Below are 18,952 nucleotides of genomic sequence, written 5' to 3' on the forward strand. Positions count from 1 at the left end.
CAGGGATGATGACCGGCACGGGCGACGAGACCCCGGGTTCGGGCGGGCCGCCCGATGGGGCGCCACGAGAAGGCGGGCCGGCGACCCTGCATGATGTCGCGCGGGAGGCGGGCGTGTCCGTGGCCACCGCCTCCCGGGCGCTCAACGGCAGCGCCCGCAACGTCAGGGCGGAGAACGTCGCCCGCGTGCGCGCCGCCGCCGACCGGCTCGGCTACCGGCCGCACCTGTCGGCCCAGGCCATCGCGAAGGGCTCGACCAGGACCGTCGCGCTGGTGGTGCGCGACGTGGCCGACCCGTACTTCTCCGCCATCGCCGCGGGCGTGGCCGCCGGGGCCGAGGCAGCGGGGCTGATCCTCACGATGGCGGTGGCGGGCGGCTCACCGGAACGCGAGCTGCAGATCGTCAGGACGCTCAGGGGCCGCCGCCCGCGCGTCGTCATCGTGACCGGCAGCCGCATCGACGGGGCGGGCACCAGGGACGCACTGGTGGAGGAGCTGGAGGCGTACCGGACGGCGGGCGGCAGGGTCGTCATGATCAGCCAGCGCGACCTGCCGTACCCGACCGTGACCATCGACAACGGGGGCGGCGCGGCGGACCTCGCCCGCGCCCTGCTCGGCGCCGGCTACCGCCGCTTCGCCGTCCTGCACGCCCCCGCCGCGCTGCGCACCTCCCGCGAGCGGCACGAGGGTTTTCTGGCCGGGCTGGCCGGCTCCGGCGTGCCCCAGCCGCTCGCCGTCGAGACCGGCTTCACCAGGGACGGCGGCTACGTGGCGGCGCGTCGGCTGGCCGAGCGGTCGGGGGACGTGGACGCGGTGTTCGCGGTCAACGACGTGATGGCGATCGGCGCGATGACCGGGCTGCGCGACGCCGGGCTGCGGCCGGGGACGGACATCGGGGTGGCCGGCTTCGACGACATCGCGCCCGCCGTGGACGTCGTCCCCGCCCTGACCTCGGTCGCGGTCCCGCTCCGCGAGGCGGGCGCCGCCGCCGTCCGCCTCGCCCTGTCGAACGACCAGACCCCTCCCGGCCTCACCACGAAGGTCGTCCTCCGCGCCAGCACCCCACCCCGATGACGTCCGGCAGAATCGCGTTCATGGGCTACGACGAGCTGATCGACGAGGCACTGACCGCCGACTTCGAAGGCTGGGACTTCAGCGCGCTGAAAGGCCGGATCACGTACGAGGGCACCTTGCCCTGGGACTACGAGCAAGTCGTCCGCGACCACCTCCCCGCCACGAAGGCCCTGCTCGACCTGGGCACCGGCGGCGGCGAGCTGCTCGCCTCCCTGGCTCCGCTCCCGCGCGGAACCGCCGCGACCGAGCGCCACGCCCCCAACCTCCCGGTCGCGAGGAGAAGGCTGGCACCCCTGGGCGTAGAGGTCACGGACACCACGGAGACCTTCCCTGACGCCTCGTTCGACCTGATCACCAGCCGCCACGAGGCGTACGACCCGCACGAGATCCGCCGCCTCCTGACCCGGGGCGGCACCTTCCTCACCCAGCAGGTGGCCGGCCGCGACCTGGAGGAGCTCAACACGGCTCTGAAAGCCCCACCCCACGACAACGCCACCTGGAGCCTGGCCGAAGCGACGCATGGTCTCCGGAATGCGGGCCTGGATGTCGTCTGGAGCGCCGAAGCCACCTTCACCACCAGATTCCACGACATAGGCGCCCTCGTCCTCTTCCTCCGCATGGTCCCGTGGCAGATCCCCGCCTTCGACGTCCAGACGTACGCCCCGCACCTCCGCACCCTCCACGAGACCCGCGCCCCCCTGAAAGCCACCGCCCACCGCTTCGCCCTCCTCGCCCGCACCGAGCCATAAGATCGGCACCATCCAGTGATGCGGGCCAGGGAGGGAGGGCGCGGTGGCTGCGGTGACCCGGCCGAAGGTCTGCCGACTCTCACTGGGCGAACTGGTGGACTTCGCGCGGCGCGGCCGGATCCGCCTCCCCACCTCCCCGGCCGCTGGATCTGGCGCGGAGCGGTGCTCGGAGTGACGCCGCACGGACATCCGGAGGAAGCGACGCACCTCGCCGAGCAGGTGCACACGCAGCCGGTGGACAGCGCGCAGCGATTGATCGAGTCGCTGCCGACGCCGATGGCCCCATGGAAGCCCGACCTCACGCGAATCGGACTCGACCACCCGCAGGCCAAGGTCAACGTCCTGAGCCTGCTCGCGCTGGGGCCGCGCTTCCTGACCGGCCCAGGCGAACCGATCGACGCCATCGAGCTCCTCGACGCCCGCATACCGCTCGTACCGATCGTGGACGACAGGAGCGGCCTGGGATCCGGCTGGCCAACCACCTGATCCAGCCGTCGGACGAGGCAGGGCCTCTGGCGGACCTCCTGGTGCGCCCATGTCCGGGCAGGGAGGCGACTGGATCGTCAAGCTCCCGGACCGGCGCTTGCCGGAGGTGCCGGCGAACGAGTACGCCATGATGACCTGGGCCAGGCTGGCCGGCATCGACGTCCCGGAGATCCGTCTCGTCGAAGGGGCGCGGCTCACGGGCCTGCCGGACGGCCTGATCGATGCGGCGGAGACGGCGCTCGCGGTCAGGCGGTTCGACCGGCTGCCCGGCGGGCGCGTTCATCAGGAGGACTTCGCTCAGGTGCGTGAGGTCGCCGTGTCCTCCAAGGACGACAGAGCGACCTACGGTGGCCTGGCCCGGGTCATCAGCACGGTCTGCCCGCAGGACCTGGAGGAGTACGTACGCCGTCTGGCCGCGATCGTCGTCATGGGCAACCTGGACGCTCATCTGAAGAACTGGACGCTGCGCTACCCCGACGGCGTCACGGCGCGGCTGTCCCCGGCCTACGACCTCGTCTCCGTGTCCTCCTACGACGACTTCCGCACCGAGGAGCTGGCCTTCCCGGTGAACGGCGGCAAGGTGGCCAAGGCCGTCACGTTCGGCAACTTCCGCAGCCTCGCACGGCGGGCGGGGCTCGACGGCGACCGGGTGGCGGGCGTCGTGCGGGACACCGTGATCGCACTGGCCGAGTCGTGGTCGCAGGCCAAGGCAGAGGCGGACGTTCCCGCGTTCGTGACCTCCCACATCGAGGGGCGGCTGCGGACGCTGCCCCTCGTCGCTGAGACGCGGCAGGGTTCCTGAGCCGGACGTTTCCACATTCTTTGAAGGAAGGTCGGCGGCCCCGGAGTGCGGCCTAGTGTGTCCGCGGATACGTATGCGGACGAAGCTCGCGGGATGTGAATCGGTGGCCGTTCGGTGGGGGAGCGCGGCGGGGCGGCGGGCGGCGGGGGTCGTCGCGGCCGTGCTGGCAGCCGCGCTGGTGGGAGTGGGCCTGTTCCTGGGCACGGGCGTCTCGAGCGCCCGGCCGAAGCTGGCCGACGTGGGCGCCTGGCTGGCCAGCGCGCTCAACGGTGAGGTGGTGCACGCCAACGGCCTGTCCGGGCAGCTGGACGGCCGGGTGGACCTGGCCTCCGCCGAGGGGCAGGCGCTGAAGGTCGTGCAGGACGGCGACAACGTGCTGGTCATGGACGAGTCCACCGGCCAGGTCAGCCGCATCGACCCCACCCAGCTCGAAGTCGCGCAGACGGGCAAGCTGGGCGCGGGCGGCATGCAGATCGTGATGGGCGCCGGCAAGGCGTACGGGATCGACCCGCGCGGCGGCACCGTGCAGCAGCTCGACCCGCTGACCGTGGACACCGTCGGCGCCCCGATCACGCTGAAGCCGCCGCTCGGGCAGGCCGGACTGGACAAGAACGGCACGCTGTGGGTGCCCGTGCCCGAAGAGGGCACGCTTGTCCAGATCAACGGCGCGCAGCAGGGCAAGGCGGTGACGGTCGGCGAGCCGGGCGACCCGCTCACACTGACGATCGCGAACGGCGTCCCGCTGGTCACCGACTCCGCCGCCGCCACCGCCATGGTGATCGGCGGCACCGGCACCCGGCTGCAGGTCAGCCTGCCCAGCACGGTCACCGGCGCGGGCAGCGCCGGCCTGCTGGTGCCCGCCGTCGCCGAGAGCCAGGTGGTGCCGATCCTCGCGCCGAAGCAGGGCGCGCTCGTCCTCGTGGACACCGCCACCGGCGCCCTCACCACCGTCGCCGTCAAGGGCGGCAAGCTGGGCGCGCCGCAGGCGCTCGGGCGGCGCATCTACATCGCCGACGAGAGCACGGGCAAGCTCATCGTGTACGACACGGTGGCCAAGCGGTTCGAGGCCGACAAGGTGGTGACGGGCAAGGCGGGGCCGCTTGAGGTGTTCGTCAAGGACGGGCTGCTCTGGGTGAACGACCAGTTCAGCGAGGCCGCCCTGGTCATCGAGGAGGACGGCAGGGGACACCGGGTCGGCAAGTACGACGAGGCGCTCGGCCAGAAGGACAGCCCGACGCCGCTGCCGATCCCGACGTACACGCCGACCGTGGTGCAGCCGACGACCGTGACCAGGCCGACCGCCACCACGACGGTGCCGGCGAAGACGAAGACGGCCGTGCCGACGGTGACGGTCACCGCGACCCCCACGCCCACCCCGACCCCCACCACCACGAAGACTCCCACGCCCACCCCGACTCCCACGCCGACCCCGACGCCGACCGTCACCCCCGACCCGCCCGGCGCTGTCACCGCGGACTCGGGCCCCGGCTGGATGGAGGTCGTCTTCACGCCATCGGCCAAGGGCGACGTGACGGGGTACACGCTCAAGGGCGCCCCCGGCGGCGCCGACGTCACGCCGTCGAAGGTGCGGCCGGACGGGCCGTTCCAGTTCCGGGTGACGGGCGGGCGGTGCGACCAGGAGTACTCGTTCCGAGTCGTCGCCGAGTACGCCGGCGGCGAGGTGGAGTCGGCCCCGTCCATCCCGGTACGTCCCTGCGTCGCCCCGGGAAAGCCCGCGTCGTTCACCGCCAAGGGCAAGAACCACGGGGCCGACCTCACCTGGGCGGCTCCCGACAACGCGGCGGACGGCGTCACGTACACGCTGGAAGGTCCCGGCCAGCACCCCGCCCAGCCCGAGGGCACGAGCGCCGAGGTGACCGGGCTCAAGAACGGCCAGTCCTACACCTGGACGCTGCGCGCCAGGAACGAGGCGGGCGAGAGCCAGGAACGCGCCGAGGCCACCGCCGAGCTGCGCCCGCCGTCCGCCCAGTTCAAGAACGCCAACAACAACGACACCAACACGCTCATCCGCTCGGCGCCCGGCGGCGGCGAGGCGGGCAGGATCCCGAAGGGGGAGTACATCACGCTCACCGTGCTCTGCCAGCAGAAGGGCCCGGCCTACACCGACCAGTACACGGGCCAGAGCAGCGACGTCTGGAACAAGATCGAATCGCCCCGGGGCAACGGCTGGCTCAACGACGTGCTCGTCGACACCCCGAAGGGGGGCTTCCCCGCCGCCCCGCTGTGGGAGTGCGAATGATCACTCGCGCGGGGTGGGGGCTGGCCGTGGCGTCCGTGCTGGTCTACGCGGCCGGGGCGCCGCTCGGCTACTCCCAGGCGGCGGTGCCGGCCGTGGCCGGGCTGGCCGCCGTCGGCGCCGGCGCGCTGTGGACGCTCAGGGGCGCCCGGCTGGAGGTGCGGCGCGAGGTGACGCCGGTCAAGGTGGCGCGGGGTGAGCCGGCCGTGGCCGTCCTGCACGTGCGCAACGCCGGGCGGTGGCGGCACTCCGGGCTGGTGGCGCGGGACACGTGCCGGGAGACCACGGTGACGGTCGAGGTGCCGTCGCTGGGCAGGCGGGCGGCGCGGACGGTGTCGTACCGGCTGCCCACCCGCCGGCGCGGGCGCACGCCGGTGGGGCCGCTGCTGCTCGACCGGGCCGACCCGTTCGGGCTGGCGCGGCGCTCCATCGCGTACGGGCGGGCCGACCTGCTGCTCGTCCGGCCCCGCACCGTGCCGCTCGGGCCGCTGCGCTCCGGGCGGCGACGGCACCTCGACGGGCTCGCCTCCCGCTCCGCGCCGTCCGGCGCGAGCAGCTTCAACGGCCTGCGCGAGTACGTCGTCGGTGACGAGCTGCGGCACGTCCACTGGCGCTCGACCGCCAGGACCGGCGTGCTCATGGTCAAGGAGCTGACCGATGTCAACCTGCCGGACACCGTGGTCGTCCTCGACACCCGGAGCTCGTCGTACGAGGGGGACGACGAGTTCGAGCTGGCCGTGGACGTCGCGGCGTCGGCGGCCTGCGCCGTCACCCGGGACCGGTTTCCCGTGCGGGTGCTCACCGGGGAGGGCGAGCTGGTCCACGCCAAGGGCGGGCCGGGCGAGGACGAGCAGGTCCTGGACCGGCTCGCGCTGGTCGAACGCTCGGACCGGGCCGAACCGCCGCTGCACGCGCTCCGCCACGCGGGGGCGGGCGGAGCGCTGGTGCTGATCAGCGGCGGGTATGGGGCCCTGGCCGACGCGGCGGCCGTCCGCCGCCGCTTCGGCCAGGCCCTGTTCGTCCACGTGGGCCCACCTGAGGCGGGCGCGCCGCGGGCCGCGGGGGTAACCGTCATCGAAGCGTCGAACTTGGACGAACTGGCGGCAGCATGGCCACGCTGACCGGCCCCTCCCCCACCCCTCCCCAAGAGACGGGGCGCGTCGGGGGGCGTGCGCCCGGTCGGGGTCGTGCGGCATCCCAGGCCGTTGACCGTTCTGGGATGGTGGCGCGGGATCAGCAGCAGGAGCCGTTGGGGCGGCGGGTGGCCGCCGTGGTCGTGGCCGGGTTGCTGGTGGCGTGTGCGGGGTTGGCGTTCGACGGGGTGTTCGCCCTGGAGGCGTTGCTGCCCGTCGTCGGGGTGGCCGCCGCGGGGCCTTGTGTGCTGGCGCTCACGTTGTCGGGGCGGCTGCCGTTGTGGGGGACGGTGCCGGTCGGCGTGCTGGGGTGGCTGACGGTGGTGTCGGCCACGGTGTTCAGGGAGCAGGCGTGGCTCGGGTTTCTCCCCGGCCCCGCGGCCGTCAGGGCGGCGCTGCTGGGTGTGCGTGACGCGGGCGGGTGGCTGTTGACCACCATTCTGCCCGCCGCCCCGGGCAGTCCCGCGATCGCGCTGGTCAGCTTCCTGGTCTGGACGGCGACCACCGTGGCGGCCGAGCTGGCGCTGCGCCGCCGTACCCCGATGCTGCCCGCCGTGGCGGCGCTGCCGGTGTTCGGGGCGGCCGTCGTGCTCGGGGTGGCAGGGGGCGGGACGGTGGTGCCTTATGCGGCCGGGTTCGCGGGGCTCGTGCTGCTGCTGGGGCTGGTCAGGGCCGGCAGGTCGCCGCTCGCGGTGGCGGCCGGGGTGCCGCTGCTGGCCGGGCTGGTGGTGGCCGCCGTCGTCGTCGCGCCGGTGCTGCCCGTCGCCGGGAAGCCCTTCGACGTACGGACCCTCGTCGAGCAGCCCCCACCCCGGCCGATCAAGGGCGTGAGCGCCCTCGACCAGGTGTCGGCCTGGCTGCAGAACCCACGGCGCGAGCTGTTCACGGTCCGCACCACGTCCGAGGCGAACCTGCGCCTGGCCGTCCTCGACCGGTTCGACGGCGTGAGCTGGACGTCCAGCGCCGGCTTCCTCCCCACCGGCGGACGCGTCCCCGGCGCGGGCGACGCCGCGCGCGACACCGTGGAGCAGCGGTTCACCGTGCAGAAGCTGCCGGGGCCCTGGCTGCCCGCCGCCGACCGGCCGCTCGCGGCGACCGGTACGGGCCTCGTGGTCGACCCCGGCACCGGCATGCTGGCCAGCACGCGGGCGCGGGAGGGGCTGACGTACCAGGTGACATCAGGAGTCCGGACATATCCGGCGGCGGAGCTGCGACAGGCGTCACCCGCCGACGACCCCGAACAGCGGCGGCTGCCCGACGGCCCCGACGGCCGCACCCCGCCCCAGCGCGCCCGCCTCGGCGAGATCGCCCGCCGCGCCACGGCCGGCGCCCGCAGCCCGAGCCAGCAGGCCGCCAAACTGGCCGCCTACCTGCGCAAACTCGCCGTGAACGACGTCAACGCGCCACCCGGGCACGGCTACCGCAGCATCGAGTTCTTCCTGACCGAGTCGAAGCGGGGGACGACCGAGCAGTTCGCGGCGTCGTTCGCGCTGCTGGGGCGGGCGATCGGGCTGCCGACCAGGATCGTCGTCGGGTTCCGTCCGGGGGAGGAGCGGGGCGGCGTCCGGCAGGTGCGCGGCGGGGACGTGCTGGCGTGGGCCGAGGTCGAGTTCGACGGCATCGGGTGGGTGCCGTTCTATCCGACGCCGTCCCGTACGCGCTCCGGCGAGGGCGGGGACGTCGCCGAAGGCGCGCCCAAGCAGGCCAAGGAGATCGAGCAGGCCATCAACGAGGACGCCACCCCGCCCAAGCCCACCAAGACCCCCACCAAGCGCCCCACCCCACCTTCGACCTCCGGCAAGGACGCCTCGATCGGACCGGGGGTGTGGGCTGCGGTGATCGGCGGCTTGGCGGCGGCCTATGTGCTCGCCGCCGCCCTCGTCCCCCTGGTACGCCGGACGCGCCGCCGCAGCGCCGCCGCACCGGCCGCCCGCGTCATCGGAGCCTGGCAGCAGACCCTCACCCGCCTCCGCACCGCCGGCCTCCCCGTCACCTCAGGGACGCTGACGGCGGGCGAGGTGGCATCCCTGGCCGAACGCTCCCTGGACCCCGCCGCCCGCGCGCCCCTCACGTCCCTCGCCGCCCTCGCCAATGCGGCCACCTTCGGCGACACCCCCGTGAACGCGGACGACGCCGACCTCGCCTGGCGGCACCAAACGACGGTGGACGCCCTGGTCAGGCAGAGGGTGAGCCTCCTGCGCCGGGCCGCCGGCCGGCTGTCACCCCTGTCACTGATCAGCTGAGGCCGGCCCGGCGGCCGGGCCGGTCGGTTGGAGGCGGTGATCAGGCCCCGCCGGCGGGGTCGGCGGCCTGGTCGGGGCTCGTCGGCGTGACGGACGGGGTCAGCCGGTCGGTGGGGTGACCAGGGGAAGCACGATCGGGGGCTGGACGTCGTCTTCCGCGCCGGTCTCCGCGGCGCCTCTGATGCACAGCGCCGACGACCAGGCCACCGAGGACGGCCGGCCGAGCGCGACCACCGCGCCGACCTTGAAGCAGTAGCCGGTGCCCGGGTCGAGCTTGCCGACCGTGTACGTGGTGCTGCCGACCGGGGCCGACATCAGGCGGTCGTCGGGGGCCTGCTGGACGATCACCGGGTACTCGGTCCTGCGTGCCGTCTTCCAGGACAGCGTCACCGTGGTGCCGTTGTCGGCGACCAGCTTGAGGCTCTTGGGGCGGTAGGCGGTGAGGGTGGCGGGGCCGGGGGTCCTGAGCGTGGCCGGTGGTGAGGTGGCGGGGCCGGCCGTGCTCTGCTCGGGGGCCGGCGACGGCTCGGGCTGCGAACGGTCACCGGTGGCCCGCGCGTCAGGCCGAAGGGGCTGAGGCCGCCCGTCCTGAACCTGGCCATCCTGCGGCTGCCCGTCATGAGGGCTGTTCTGCGTGTCGCCCTCGCCAGGCTGTCCGTCCCGTACGCCCGTGTCCGGGGGCTGGGTGGCGGCCGCCTGGTGGTCGGCGGTCTGCGTGGCGCCTCGGTCACCGCTCATCGCCAGCGCCACACTGCCCGCACCGGCCAGCACGGCCAGCGCCGACACGCCCGCCACGACCAGCGGCGTCCGCCCCCGCCGCCCGCCCTCCGCGGCAGCCGGCGCCTGGGCAGCCGGTGCCTGGCCATCCGGTGCCTGCGCGGACGAGCCGGGCTCGGGCGGCGTCGGCAGGAACGGCTGAGGCCCCGCCGGCGGCCTGACCCGAGACCGCTCGGAGTCCACGGTCCACACCAGCTCCCTGGGCCCCGACAGCTCCTGGTTGCCTGGTGACCCGGACGCGGGGAGGCGAGCCGTGCGGGGAAGTCGAGGACCGGGCTCCGGCACAGGACCGGGCTCCGGGAGCCGGGCGGTGCGCGGCTGATCCGCCGCCGCTCCAGGCACAGACCCGCTTGTGGGACCGGCCGAGGACGCGGCGGTTCCGCCGAACGGGGGAGGCGCCACTGACGAGGGGCCGGAGCCATCGACGCCGAAACGCTGGTCGGCGGCAGAGCCGGCGGGGGCGGCCTGCTGGACGTCGGGGGCAGTGGCGCCCTTTCCGGCGGCGGGAGCGCCGGTGATGTGAGGTCGCGGAGGGCCGCTGGCGAAACGGTGGGCGGTGGCGGCGAGGGTGGTGGCCGTGGGGCGGGTGGCGGGGTCCTTGGAGAGGGCCTGGGCGAGGAGGGTGGCCAGGGGCTCAGGGACTGTGGGAGGTAGGGGCGGGGGTGGTTCGGTCAGGACGGCCAGGGTGAATCTGGCGGTGTTGGTGGCGTCTTCCAGGGGGAAGGCAGGGTGGCCGGTCAGGAGTTCGTAGGTGGTCGAGGCGAGGGTGTAGACGTCGGAGGCGGGGGATGGTGGGCGGCCCTCCAACTCCTCGGGGGAGGCGTGGACCGACGGTGGGGTGCCGTCCGGGAGCTCGGCGATCGACATCAGGGCCGACATCGCGAAGCCGGTCAGCATCACGCCGTTCGGGGTCATGACCACGTTCGAGGGCGTGACGCGTCCGTGTACGCCGCCCGCCGCATGAGTGGCCGCGACGGCGCGCGCCACCGCGGCCAGCAGGCCGGCGACCTGCTCAATCGGCATGGGACGGTCGCGGTCCGGGCGTTCGGCGAGGGTGAGGCCGTCGTGAGGAGGCGTCACCAGGTACGGCCGCCCGTCCCCGGTCGCGCCCACCTCCAGGACGGGGATCACCCCGGGGTGCGCGGCCAGCTCGCCGGGGAAGGCGAACCCGCGGATGATCCGCTTGAGCGCCCGCTTGCCCACGCGGTGGCAGGCCAGCGTCTTGACCAGGACGTCCGCCATGGTGGCCACCGAGCGCGCCCGATACAGGGTCCAGGGGCCGTCCTGACCGGCAGGCCCGACCAGGTGGTAACCGCGAACCCGTTCGGCGGATCTGAACAGGTGCGGGCCGCGGGCCTCGTGGGCGGGTCCGGGCGGGTGCGGGCCGCGGGCCTGTTGGGCGGGTGCGGGCGGCTGGACGTCACCGGCTTGTCGGGCGGGTCCGGGTGGGCGGCTGCCATGGACCCGTCGGGGTGGGCCGGGGACCCGGTCGGTGGGTGGGGTCATGTGATCAGGGGCGGGCCGCCCAGGTCATCGCTGTCGAACGGGTCGTACTCGGTGAGCGGCATCTTCATGCGCTCCCGCTCGCCTTCCTGCCCGGCACCCCCGGCGCCGCCCATCGGCGGGATCATGCCCATCGGCCCGCCCGGCATGCCGCCAGCGCCCGGCGCGCCTGGACCGCCCGGCGCGCCGCCGAGCTGGGTGGCGGCGGCGCTGCCGGGGAGCGTCGAGGGGCCTGCGCCGGTGGGCATCCCGGGGACGATCGACTGGGTGGCCGGAACCTGAGGGGTGGGGTAGCTGGACAGGTGCGTGGCCGGGTTCCGCAGGTCGGGCTGGTTGAGCGACGGGTTCTCCAGGGACGGGTTCCGCAGTGACGGGTCCTGCAGCGAGGGGTTCTGCAGGGACGGGTTCTGCAGTGAGGGGTTCTGCAACGAGGGGTCCTGCAGTGAGGGGTTCTGCAGCGAGGGGTCCTGCGCCGACGGGGCCGGGGCGGAGGGGTCGCGCAGGGACGGGTCCTGGAGGGACGGGTCGTCGAGGCGCGGCAGGTCCGGGCCGCCGGAGCCGGGCAGTCCTGGGCCGTCGAAGCCGGGGGTCGAGCCGAGGCCCCCGTACGGGTTGGCGGTCAGCCCACTCGGCAGCCCCAGCCGCGGGTCGAACGACGGGTCGGTGAGCGAGGTCTGCGGCGCCGTGGTCCGCTGCTCCACCTGGTCGTCGATGGAGTGGTAGACGGCCTGGATGAAGCGGTTGAGCTGCTGAAGGTGGTGCCGGGCGAGCGCGTGGGCGTTGGTGTCGGTGCCCACGACGTCGCCCATCCAGTCGTCGAGGTCCACGCTGCCCGTCCTGGGCACGTTGTGGTGGAACCAGGGCAGCACCTCGGCCCCGTACCAGACGAGGGGCTGCCCCACGGACCTGGCGGCGAAGCTGAGACGGGCGAGGTCGCGCTGGAGCTCCCCGATCGTGTCGAAGATGCCCTCGATCGACTCCCCGCCCAGCGTCTGGGCGATGCGCGCGGCCTCGGTGTGCAGCACCTCCACCGACGTGGCGCACATCTCGGCGATCTCGGTGTACCGGCGTCCCGCCTCGGCCACCTTCTCCGGCTTGGTGGACTGGATGAGGCCGGAGACGCCGTCGCTGCTCTCGGCGTCGCCGCCCAGCGGCTGGGTGCCGTCGATCTGCGGCTCCCGGCTGTCCTTGAGCGTTCCGACCCAGTAGTCGGTCATCAGATACCTCCGTGGAGTCCCCCGCCTTCAGGCGGGGGAGGAATCGGACGCTTGCGGAGCGGCGGCGAGAAGATCGTCAACCCCAAGCATGAGCGCGCCGACCGGCGCAGGCTGGCCAAGGCGCAGCGGGCCCTGGCGCGCAAGGCCAAGGGGTCGAACAATCGGGGCAAGGCCAGAGTGAAGGTCGCCAGGGTGTACGCCCGGATCGCCGATCGCAGAAGAGATCACCTGCACAAGGTCACGACACGGCTTGTTCGCGAGAATCAAGTGGTGGAAGACCTGACCGTCCGCAGCATGGTCAAGAACCGCCGCCTGGCTCGCGCCATCTCCGATGTGTCCTGGCGGGAGTTCCGCTCGATGCTGGAGTACGAGGCGCAGTGGTACGGGCGGAGCGTGGTGGCGGTCGACCGCTGGTTCCCCTCCTCCAAGCTGTGCTCGGCGTGCGGGGCCCTGCGGGAGAAGATGCCGCTGAACGTCCGGGAGTGGATGTGTGCCTGCGGCGCGGTCCATGACCGGGACGTCAACGCGGCCAGGAACGTGCTCGCCGCCGGGCTGGCGGAGAGCTGAAACGCCTGGGGAGCTGGTGTAAGACCTCAACGAGAGTCCTCTCGGACGGGCGACCGGCTGTGAAGCAGGAAGCCTCACGGGCGACCGTGGGAATCCCCCTCGTTCACCGAGGGGGAGGATGTCAACGGGCCTCCGTCACTTCCTGACGCCGCCCGCGATGGACCGGTCGGCGTTCTTCGCGGTCTTGACGGTCTCGTCGAGTGCCTGCACCACGGCCTCGTACACCTGCGTGACGCGCGTGATGACCTGGTCGAGGGTGGCCTGTGCCTGGTCGGTGGTGTATTTGAGGTCGGTGGCGGCCTGCCAGGTGCCGAGGTCCTGTTCGCTGAGTCTGGCCCGCAGGAGGCGGACCTTGAGGCTCTCGCCGGCCGCGCCCTGGAGGCGTTCGAGGTCCTGGCGCAGCCGCTCGACCGGCGACGTCGGCAGCGGCCTGCCGGACGCCGGGTCCTCGTACTCGCCGATCTTGACGAACATCGTCCTGCTCGTCGTCCCCGGGTCCACGCGGTTGGCCGCGAGCAGCTCGTCGAGCTGCGCCTGCGTCGGGGCGGGCGGCGGCTCCGGCGGGTAGTCGCCGTTGCGGTGGTCGTGGATGTGGTCGGCGTAGGCGTCCTCGACGCCGCGCGCCTCTATGTGCTCCTCGTGGGAGGAGATGGCGTCCTCATGGCCGACGGTCCTCGTCGGCCGCTGCAGCCTTGACAGCCCGATGCCCGGCCTGGGGTTGCCGTGGGCGTCGCCACCCTCGGCGGCAGGTACGGTCATGCTCACTCTCCGTGGGCCATAGCGCTGGACATGCCAGCACATGCCTACCTGCCGTTACGCCGGGCGCAGTGCCATTTCAAGATATTTCTAAGAGAGCGTCGGAGGCCGGAAATGTCGGCGAGACTCCGTTTTCGTGCCTTTCCTTTGGTACGGCGCCGCCCTCCTCCTGGCGCTGACCCCCGCCCCGGTGACCCCGACGCCGATGACCGACACGGCCCGTGCGGTCACCTGCGACCCCGAGCCCGGCGTCGCCGAGGTCACCGGCACGCCCTGGCCGCAGGAACGCCTGCGGTTCACCCAGGTGTGGCGGCTCACCAGAGGTGAAGGCGTGCGGGTCGCGGTCGTGGACAGCGGCGTGGACGCCACCCACCCGCAGCTCAGAGGCGTGGTCACCGGCCAGGCGGACCTCACGGGCACGGACGCGCGCGACTGCGTCGGCCACGGCACCGCGGTCGCCGGCATCATCGCCGGCCAGGACCTCACCGGGCGCGGCGTCCCGGTGATGGGCGTGGCCCCGGCAGCGCGGATCCTGTCGATCAAGCAGACTGAGGGCCGGTCGGGCGACGTGTCGCGGCTCGCGGCCGGCATCCGGCGGGCCGCCGACCTGGGCGCCGACGTGATCAACGTGTCCGTGCAGGCCCACGACGCGCCCGAGCTGAAGGCGGCGGTGGCGTACGCGCAGGAGAAGGACGCGGTGATCGTGGCCGCCGCCGGCAACGTCGAGCAGGACGGCGGCGCCGCCTCGCCGGCGTACCCGGCCGAGTATCCGGGCGTGATCGCGGTCGGCGCGGCGGCGCCCGACGGCGAGAAGCCGGGCTTCTCCAACGGCGCCACCCGCATCTCCGTCACCGCGCCAGGCGCCGGGATCACCAGTGCGTGGACGGGCGGCGGCTACCGTACGGGCCTCGACGGCACCAGCTTCGCCGCCCCCTTCGTCTCCGGCGTCGCCGCCCTGGTAAGAGCCCGGCACCCGGACCTCGACCACTGGCAGGTCAAGCGCCGCCTGGAGCAGACCGCCGAGGGCGGCGGCGCGGCGGGAACCGGCGCCGGACTGGTCAATCCGCTGCAGGCGGTCACCTCGGTGCTGCCCGCGGCCACCATGAGCGCCGCCGGCGCGCCACCCGTCGTGCTGGCCAGGGCGCCCGTCCAGGACGAGCGGACGCGGGCGATCGCCGTCGGCATCACCGCGGGAGCGGCCGGGGTGACGGCGCTGGTGGTGTTCGCGGCGCTCATGCTGCACAGAGCCCGACGCCGGCGCCAGGGCGGCGCCGGGACATTTACAGGAAAGTTGAAATCGTAGCCTCGCCCGCCGGGGCCCGCCTACGTTGATGCGGGATAAAGCCCGCCGAAAGGAGCAGCGTGGTCAATCAACCGACGACTTATACCGAGGGCAGCCAGCATAGTGCCGCAGAACGCGCACAGCTCGCCGTCGCCAACATCGAGCAGATCTACAACCGGCTCACGCAGATCCCCGAGACGCTCGGCAGCGCCTGGCAGGGCGAGGCGGCCACCGTTTACCGGCAGGTGCTCACGGAGTGGACCCCGCAGTTCAGAAAGGTCATCGACGCGCTCAACACGATCGGCGAGAACCTGAAGGCCACCGGCATCCAGTACAACGACGCCAACACCCAGGCGAGCGACGTCGCGGTGAAACTCCGGGCCGCGCTCGCCGGCGGTGAATACTCCGGGCCCGTTTCCTGAAAGGAGCCGACATGAATGACATCATCGTCGCCAATTTCGACGAGATGGAAGAGATCGCGGCCGAGCTGGGCCGCGCGTACACCAATCTCGTCGGCGAGCTGACGGACCTGGAGGCCGACTTCAAGGTGCTGGAGACCTGGGACGGCGCCGCGAAGGGCGTCTACCTCGAGGCCAAGCGCCAGTGGAACGAGGCCGTCGTCACCATGGGCGACACCATGCAGCGCTTCGGGCCGTCGCTCCAGGAGGCCACCGGCATCATGCGCGAGGCCGAGCACGTCAACATCCGCCGCTGGACCACCTGAGCCCGGGTGAACGAGCCGCTCATCGACCCGGCCGCCGCCGGGGACCAGGTCACCTGCCGGCCTGACGCGCTCCTCGACGTGGCAGGCAAGCTGCAGCGGGAGCTGCTGCCGCGCCTGGAGGCGGCGCGGTTCCAGGTGCCCGACCTCACCCCGGGCGCCGCCGGGACGTGGGACGTCGCCCAGGGGTACGCGGGCACCGTCCGCAGCGCCCGCGAGGCCACGGGGGAGTCGCTGCGGTTCGTGCTGGAGCAGGTCCAGCGGGTCATCGGCGACCTGGCCGACACCGCGGCCACCGTGCGCGACGCCGACCAGCGGGCCGCGGGCGTGGCGGGACGTACGGACAGATAGAGGAACGCGTGCCGGAACCGAAACCGATCAAGACCGGCTGCCTCCAGGGCGGCGACCCGCAGGGGTACGGGGGCCGCGACGCGATCAGGACGTTGATCATGTCCACCAGGCCAGAGGAGTTCGGGCCGGTCGCGGCGGCGTACCGGCAGACGGCCGAGCTGCTCACCACCACGATCACCACGCTCGGTGACGGGGCGGCCCGCCTGGTGGCCGACGGGAACTGGGGCGGGGAGTCGGCCCGCGCCATGCTCACCCGGATGAACCGGCTCCAGACCTACCTCCAGGCGCTGCGGGACCGGCTGGAGGACGTCCCGCCCTCGCTGGAGGGCGTCGCCAAGGAGCTGACCACGGCCAAGGAACGTTTCGACCAGGCCACCAAGCCGCAGACCCACTACGCGATGGGCTCGGGCTCGACCGACCCCGCCCATCCCACCAACGACCCCGACGGCGCGGCGCGGGCGTTCATCGCCCGGCTCAACACCGCCTTCCACACCGGGCACTCGGCCCTGCCCGACCGGCTGCCGTGGGACGAGGAGCCGGCCTCGCCTGCACCGTACCTGCCGCCGCCCGGCGAGCCGGGCTCGACGCCGGCACGGCCCGGCACGTCGCTGGCCGGCACGCTGAACCCCACGGCCGGCACGCCGGACCCCACGGCCGGCACCGCGCCGGGGACCCCGACCTCGCCCGGCTCCATGACGGGACCCGGAGGAACGGCCCTGCCAGGGACTGTCCCGCAGCCCGGCACCGGCCCCCACGGCCACCCCGGCTCATCGACGCTGACGAGCACGTCGGGCGTGACGGCGGCCACGGCGCAACCGGGCATGACGGACGCCGGCAGACCGGCAGACGTCGGCCGGCCGGCGGAGATCGGCCGGCCGTCGACGACCCGTCCGACCGGCGTCGGTCCCACCGGGGTCGGTCCTACCGGGGTCGGTCCTACCGGGGTCGGTCCTACCGGGGTCGGTCCTACCGGGGTCGGTCCCACCGGGGTCCTGCCCGAGACCGTCGCCCCGGCTCGTGCCGACCCCGGCCTCGTCCCGCACGGCCGCGACACCGCCACCGCCCAGGGTCCCTCCGTGCGGCCGGGCAGTGTCCCGGTGGTGGGCGGGCGGGCGGCGGCGATGGGACCGCCGGGCGGCCTCGGCGGTGAGCCGGGCGCGGCCGGGATGGCCGGCGCGGGCGGTGTGCCGTTCATGCCGATGGCCGCGGGGGCGGCGCCGGACCGCCAGAGCACCCGCCGCCTCGGCACCCGCCCCGCCGACGACGACTTCTTCCGCCCGTCCGTGGACACGCCACCACCGGTGGTGAGCTGACGACTATGAGAGGGACACCGGACATGGACGCCGACGCCGTCGCCGTGGTGGCGGACTCCGTCAGGGAGATGGGCCGTGACCTGGCCGACACGCCTATGCGGGACCTGGAGGAGATGACCAGGGCCGTCGCCCGGGTACGGCTCTCCTCCGGCGCGTACGGCGCCTTCGGCATGCTGGGCGGCGCCCTGGGACGCTCGTTCGACGAGGTCAACGAGGCCGCGCAGCGGTACCTGCTGGCCAAGCGCGACCAGGTCGCCGAGCTGCACGACCGGGCGTACGACACCGCCAACGGCTACGTGGACGGCAACGCCGCCTCCGCCTCCGTCGCCGCGACCATGGCGGCGTCGCGATGATGGAGCAGCCGCAGTCCGTCATCGAGGGCTCGGCCATGGCGGCGACCGGCTCCATGCTGCTCGGCTTCCGGCGCGCCCATTACGCGATGCTGATCCTGCCCCTCATGTACGGCGACACCGCCGAGCAGCGGCGGGCCGCCGAGGGCTACGAGACGCTCTCGGCCGGCCTGCGCCGCCACCCCGAGGTCGTGGACACCGCCACCAAGGGCGTCACCTGGACCGCCGCCAGCGCCGAGCTGGCCATGGGCGCCGTGGCGGACTACGCGTCCGACGCCGGGGAGAAGGCCGCGCTGCCTGCGGCGTCCGCGCGCACGCTCAACGTCACCGCCGACGTGTACGACGCCGCGGGCAAGGCCGTCTTCCTCACCGGCGCGAGCATCCTCACGGCCGGCGTGATGCACAAGGTCGCCCAGCTCAACCCGTTCACCCGGGTCGCCTCCGAGGTGGCGGCCACGCAGTTCGGCATCAGGGCCGACCGGCAGGCCGGGGTGATCGCGTCCCGGGTGCGGCAGTTCGTGACGGGCGGGCAGGGCGTGCTGGGCAAGGTGGCGGGGCGGCTCGCCCAGGTCTCGCCGGGCAAGCTGGCGCTCGGCGGGGGAGCGGCGGCGGCAGGCGGCGGGATGCTGGGCCAGCAGGCGGTGGCCGACCGCCTCAGCGCCACGAAGCTGCAACAGACCCCGCCGGGGCAGGCTCCGCCCGGCCTGGCGCCGCAAGGGCTGACACCGCAGGGCCTGACACCGCAGGGCCTGACACCGCAGGGGCCGGCATCGCAGGGCCTGGCGCCGCAGGGCCTGGCGCCGCAGGGGCCGGCACCGTTCGACGCTCAGCTGCCCACGACCCACGACCCGAGCACGGAGACGGAGACATGACGGCTATGTCCGACGAAGGCGCCCTGGACCGGCTGATCGCCCGTTCCCAGCACCCCGCCGACGGGCTGGACGACCTCTACCAGCAGGTCCTGGCCGCCAAGGGCACCGCGAGCGACCCCGACGACCTGGTCAGGGTCGAGTGCTCGGCGGAGGGCGTGACCGGCCTGGACATCGACCCCAGGGCCATGCGGTGGGGCTCGCAGCGCCTGTCGGAGACGATCCTCGGCCTGATCGCCGAGGCGCTCGCCGACCTGCAGACCCGCTCGGCGGAGCTGCTGCGCGACGTGGTGGGCGACGGCCCGCTGGACCTGTCGGCCCAGGACAACCCGGCCGACCTCCGGATGCGCGAGGCACGGGAGGCGTACGAGTCCGCGATGGACCAGGCGATGGCCGAGCTGTCCCGGATAGAGCGCGGCCTCTAGAAGGCAACGCACAGGGGACCTGGAGGGCGGCCGACAGCCAGCCGACGGGGCAACCGGCAGGCCGCCTGGGGGGGTGGC

General features: G+C 73.6%; 18 protein-coding genes and 1 pseudogene. 16 read left to right on the forward strand and 3 right to left on the reverse strand.

The genetic code is table 11. From position 1 onward, the window contains the following. The first annotated feature begins 8 nt into the window (after window positions 1–8). From AB0K12_RS11655 to AB0K12_RS11685, 7 genes are all read left to right on the forward strand, one after another. Complete coding sequence (locus AB0K12_RS11655; RefSeq protein ID WP_364559822.1) at window positions 9–1,073, forward strand: LacI family DNA-binding transcriptional regulator; 1,065 nt, start codon at window positions 9–11, stop codon at window positions 1,071–1,073. Further along, window positions 1,070–1,822 carry a methyltransferase domain-containing protein gene (locus tag AB0K12_RS11660; RefSeq protein ID WP_364558595.1) on the forward strand — a complete coding sequence of 251 codons (753 nt, stop codon included), beginning with the start codon at window positions 1,070–1,072 and terminating at the stop codon, window positions 1,820–1,822. The genes AB0K12_RS11655 and AB0K12_RS11660 overlap by 4 nt, the downstream gene beginning before the upstream one ends. 171 nt (window positions 1,823–1,993) lie before the next feature. Continuing rightward, window positions 1,994–2,308, forward strand: coding sequence for a hypothetical protein (locus AB0K12_RS11665; RefSeq protein ID WP_364558597.1), 315 nt, complete (start codon window positions 1,994–1,996; stop codon window positions 2,306–2,308). A gap of 49 nt (window positions 2,309–2,357) precedes the next feature. Next, entirely contained in the window at window positions 2,358–3,110 is a 753-nt protein-coding gene (locus tag AB0K12_RS11670) for a HipA domain-containing protein (protein WP_364558599.1), read from the forward strand. A gap of 103 nt (window positions 3,111–3,213) precedes the next feature. Beyond that, a complete protein-coding gene (locus tag AB0K12_RS11675; protein WP_364558601.1) occupies window positions 3,214–5,370 on the forward strand; it encodes a hypothetical protein in 2,157 nt (718 codons plus the stop codon). Further along, window positions 5,367–6,488: a DUF58 domain-containing protein gene (locus AB0K12_RS11680; protein ID WP_364558603.1), complete on the forward strand. Its 1,122-nt coding sequence runs from the start codon at window positions 5,367–5,369 to the stop codon at window positions 6,486–6,488. The genes AB0K12_RS11675 and AB0K12_RS11680 overlap by 4 nt, the downstream gene beginning before the upstream one ends. Before the next feature lie 98 nt (window positions 6,489–6,586). Continuing rightward, window positions 6,587–8,743, forward strand: a complete 2,157-nt coding sequence (locus tag AB0K12_RS11685; RefSeq protein WP_364558605.1) for a transglutaminaseTgpA domain-containing protein — start codon at window positions 6,587–6,589, stop codon at window positions 8,741–8,743. Window positions 8,744–8,842: 99 nt separating this feature from the next. On the opposite strand, the gene AB0K12_RS11690 is transcribed toward AB0K12_RS11685, so the two are convergent. Together AB0K12_RS11690 and AB0K12_RS11695 are read right to left on the reverse strand one after the other, a co-directional pair. Further along, window positions 8,843–11,026 carry a protein kinase gene (locus AB0K12_RS11690; RefSeq protein WP_364558608.1) on the reverse strand — a complete coding sequence of 728 codons (2,184 nt, stop codon included), beginning with the start codon at window positions 11,024–11,026 and terminating at the stop codon, window positions 8,843–8,845. Beyond that, window positions 11,023–12,240, reverse strand: coding sequence for a hypothetical protein (locus AB0K12_RS11695; RefSeq protein ID WP_364558611.1), 1,218 nt, complete (start codon window positions 12,238–12,240; stop codon window positions 11,023–11,025). The genes AB0K12_RS11690 and AB0K12_RS11695 overlap by 4 nt, the downstream gene beginning before the upstream one ends. A gap of 57 nt (window positions 12,241–12,297) precedes the next feature. Between AB0K12_RS11695 and AB0K12_RS11700 the strand changes: the two are divergent. Beyond that, a pseudogene (locus AB0K12_RS11700) lies at window positions 12,298–12,953 on the forward strand (RNA-guided endonuclease TnpB family protein); the annotation flags it as partial. On the opposite strand, the gene AB0K12_RS11705 reads toward AB0K12_RS11700, so the two are convergent. After that, a complete protein-coding gene (locus tag AB0K12_RS11705) occupies window positions 12,943–13,566 on the reverse strand; it encodes a hypothetical protein (protein WP_364558614.1) in 624 nt (207 codons plus the stop codon). The pseudogene AB0K12_RS11700 and the gene AB0K12_RS11705 overlap by 11 nt on opposite strands. A 133-nt stretch (window positions 13,567–13,699) precedes the next feature. Between AB0K12_RS11705 and mycP the strand changes: the two genes are divergently transcribed. The 8 genes from mycP to AB0K12_RS11745 are packed head-to-tail and all read left to right on the forward strand — an operon-like array spanning window position 13,700 to window position 18,874. Then, complete coding sequence (gene mycP, locus AB0K12_RS11710) at window positions 13,700–14,866, forward strand: type VII secretion-associated serine protease mycosin (protein WP_364558617.1); 1,167 nt, start codon at window positions 13,700–13,702, stop codon at window positions 14,864–14,866. 59 nt (window positions 14,867–14,925) lie between these two features. Next, window positions 14,926–15,267 (forward strand): WXG100 family type VII secretion target, encoded by a 342-nt coding sequence (locus tag AB0K12_RS11715; protein WP_345399823.1) that lies wholly within the window; start codon window positions 14,926–14,928, stop codon window positions 15,265–15,267. An 11-nt stretch (window positions 15,268–15,278) separates the two neighbouring features. After that, entirely contained in the window at window positions 15,279–15,569 is a 291-nt protein-coding gene (locus AB0K12_RS11720; RefSeq protein ID WP_345399826.1) for a WXG100 family type VII secretion target, read from the forward strand. 6 nt (window positions 15,570–15,575) lie between these two features. Next, the gene (locus tag AB0K12_RS11725; protein WP_364558620.1) at window positions 15,576–15,917 is read left to right on the forward strand and encodes a hypothetical protein; all 342 of its coding nucleotides are present in this window, start codon (window positions 15,576–15,578) and stop codon (window positions 15,915–15,917) included. 8 nt (window positions 15,918–15,925) lie between these two features. Further along, on the forward strand, window positions 15,926–17,230 hold the full coding sequence (locus AB0K12_RS11730; protein WP_364558624.1) for a hypothetical protein: 1,305 nt from the start codon (window positions 15,926–15,928) through the stop codon (window positions 17,228–17,230). A 5-nt stretch (window positions 17,231–17,235) separates the two neighbouring features. After that, window positions 17,236–17,583 carry a hypothetical protein gene (locus tag AB0K12_RS11735; RefSeq protein ID WP_364558627.1) on the forward strand — a complete coding sequence of 116 codons (348 nt, stop codon included), beginning with the start codon at window positions 17,236–17,238 and terminating at the stop codon, window positions 17,581–17,583. After that, the gene (locus AB0K12_RS11740) at window positions 17,580–18,452 is read left to right on the forward strand and encodes a hypothetical protein (RefSeq protein ID WP_364558630.1); all 873 of its coding nucleotides are present in this window, start codon (window positions 17,580–17,582) and stop codon (window positions 18,450–18,452) included. Before AB0K12_RS11735 ends, AB0K12_RS11740 begins: the two co-directional genes overlap by 4 nt. After that, window positions 18,449–18,874 (forward strand): hypothetical protein, encoded by a 426-nt coding sequence (locus AB0K12_RS11745; protein ID WP_364558633.1) that lies wholly within the window; start codon window positions 18,449–18,451, stop codon window positions 18,872–18,874. The genes AB0K12_RS11740 and AB0K12_RS11745 overlap by 4 nt, the downstream gene beginning before the upstream one ends. Window positions 18,875–18,952 lie beyond the last annotated feature (78 nt).

Source organism: Nonomuraea sp. NPDC049419, from assembly GCF_040676995.1.
Lineage (GTDB): Bacteria > Actinomycetota > Actinomycetes > Streptosporangiales > Streptosporangiaceae > Nonomuraea > Nonomuraea salmonea.

Excerpts from the sequence above, each read along its gene's own strand:
- AB0K12_RS11670 (WP_364558599.1), top strand. The coding sequence starts at position 2,358 with ATGTCCGGGCAGGGAGGCGACTGGATCGTCAAGCTCCCGGACCGGCGC.
- AB0K12_RS11660 (WP_364558595.1), top strand. The coding sequence starts at position 1,070 with ATGACGTCCGGCAGAATCGCGTTCATGGGCTACGACGAGCTGATCGAC.
- AB0K12_RS11685 (WP_364558605.1), top strand. The coding sequence starts at position 6,587 with ATGGTGGCGCGGGATCAGCAGCAGGAGCCGTTGGGGCGGCGGGTGGCC.
- AB0K12_RS11720 (WP_345399826.1), top strand. The coding sequence starts at position 15,279 with ATGAATGACATCATCGTCGCCAATTTCGACGAGATGGAAGAGATCGCG.
- AB0K12_RS11680 (WP_364558603.1), top strand. The coding sequence starts at position 5,367 with ATGATCACTCGCGCGGGGTGGGGGCTGGCCGTGGCGTCCGTGCTGGTC.
- AB0K12_RS11740 (WP_364558630.1), top strand. The coding sequence starts at position 17,580 with ATGATGGAGCAGCCGCAGTCCGTCATCGAGGGCTCGGCCATGGCGGCG.
- AB0K12_RS11695 (WP_364558611.1), bottom strand. The coding sequence starts at position 12,240 with ATGACCGACTACTGGGTCGGAACGCTCAAGGACAGCCGGGAGCCGCAG.
- AB0K12_RS11735 (WP_364558627.1), top strand. The coding sequence starts at position 17,236 with ATGAGAGGGACACCGGACATGGACGCCGACGCCGTCGCCGTGGTGGCG.
- AB0K12_RS11745 (WP_364558633.1), top strand. The coding sequence starts at position 18,449 with ATGACGGCTATGTCCGACGAAGGCGCCCTGGACCGGCTGATCGCCCGT.
- AB0K12_RS11705 (WP_364558614.1), bottom strand. The coding sequence starts at position 13,566 with ATGACCGTACCTGCCGCCGAGGGTGGCGACGCCCACGGCAACCCCAGG.
- AB0K12_RS11655 (WP_364559822.1), top strand. The coding sequence starts at position 9 with ATGACCGGCACGGGCGACGAGACCCCGGGTTCGGGCGGGCCGCCCGAT.
- AB0K12_RS11690 (WP_364558608.1), bottom strand. The coding sequence starts at position 11,026 with ATGACCCCACCCACCGACCGGGTCCCCGGCCCACCCCGACGGGTCCAT.